Below are 1117 nucleotides of genomic sequence, written 5' to 3'. Positions count from 1 at the left end.
TAATACCATTCCGCTTAAATATCTGATCTAATATAGGCTATATAAAATCACCGGCTAATAACATTGAATTCAAACATATCTGAACAGCTTTTAGCGCTTTCTCGAAAAGAACCAAACGCACGAAAACGCATGCGATTGCTCGCAGTGTCTTTATTTTATGAGGGTAATAGCCGAACCGATATTGCAAAACGTCTAAACACTGCAAGAAGTAGTGTGAATAAATGGGTTTCTAGTTACCTAGAGTATGGGCTTGATGGTTTAGACAATAAGCCTATTCAAGGACGTCCATCAAGGCTGCAACAGCGGCAACTTGAACAACTGTCTGAATTTATAAAGCGCACGAACACAGAACTACGTGGTGGCCGCCTTACCGGTGAAGACATTGTGCATTACATTCACACAGAATTTGGTGTTCATTACCACTTAAATCATGTCTATAAAATTCTAAAGCAACTTGGCTTTAGTTGGATCACAAGCCGCTCTAAACACCCAAAACAATCATTACAGAGCCAAGAGGCTTTTAAAAAACTTCCAGCTGGAAACGATCCTTCACACACCAGGACACCTTCCTCTTGATCGGATCGACGTATGGTTTCAGGACGAAGCACGATTTGGCCAGCAAAATCCGACTACGCGTATTTGGGCTGAAACAGGTACTCGGCCACGGATTGTAAAACAACAGCAATTTGACTATGGATATTTATTTGGCGCGGTATGTCCAGCCACAGGCCAAACTGAAGCGTTAGTTAGCCCATTCGTAAATAAAGAAGCGATGACGCAGCATATGCGCCAGATATCACACGCGACACCTGCTGGAAGACACGCTGTCGTGATAATAGATGGCGCAGGCTGGCACACATACGATACAGCTACAGAATTTAAAAACCTAACCCTGATAAAGCTCCCACCTTATTCACCAGAGCTAAATCCAATAGAGCAAGTATGGAGCTGGATACGACAGCATTGTTTATCCAATAGAGTGTTTTCGGGCTATGACGAAATTGTCGATGAAGTTTCAAAGGCATGGAATCACTTTATTTCAATCCCGGATCGAGTGAAGAAAATGTGCAATCGGGAATGGATTAAATTGATTTAATCTTTATGCGGAATGGTATAA

1 protein-coding gene is annotated in these 1117 nt (G+C 42.1%); it reads left to right on the top strand.

The genetic code is table 11. The features are described from left to right. Positions 1–129: 129 nt before the first annotated feature. Positions 130–1096, top strand: a protein-coding gene (locus ISP07_RS20405; RefSeq protein ID WP_420706885.1) for an IS630 family transposase whose coding sequence is annotated in 2 segments (ribosomal slippage) — positions 130–528 and positions 530–1096 — 966 coding nt in all. Because the reading frame shifts where the segments join, the coding sequence is not laid out codon by codon here. The last annotated feature ends 21 nt before the right edge of the window (positions 1097–1117 follow it).

Source organism: Pseudoalteromonas sp. PA2MD11, assembly GCF_017808125.1.
Lineage (GTDB): Bacteria > Pseudomonadota > Gammaproteobacteria > Enterobacterales > Alteromonadaceae > Pseudoalteromonas > Pseudoalteromonas simplex.
This window is presented reverse-complemented; position numbering and strand designations above follow the sequence as displayed.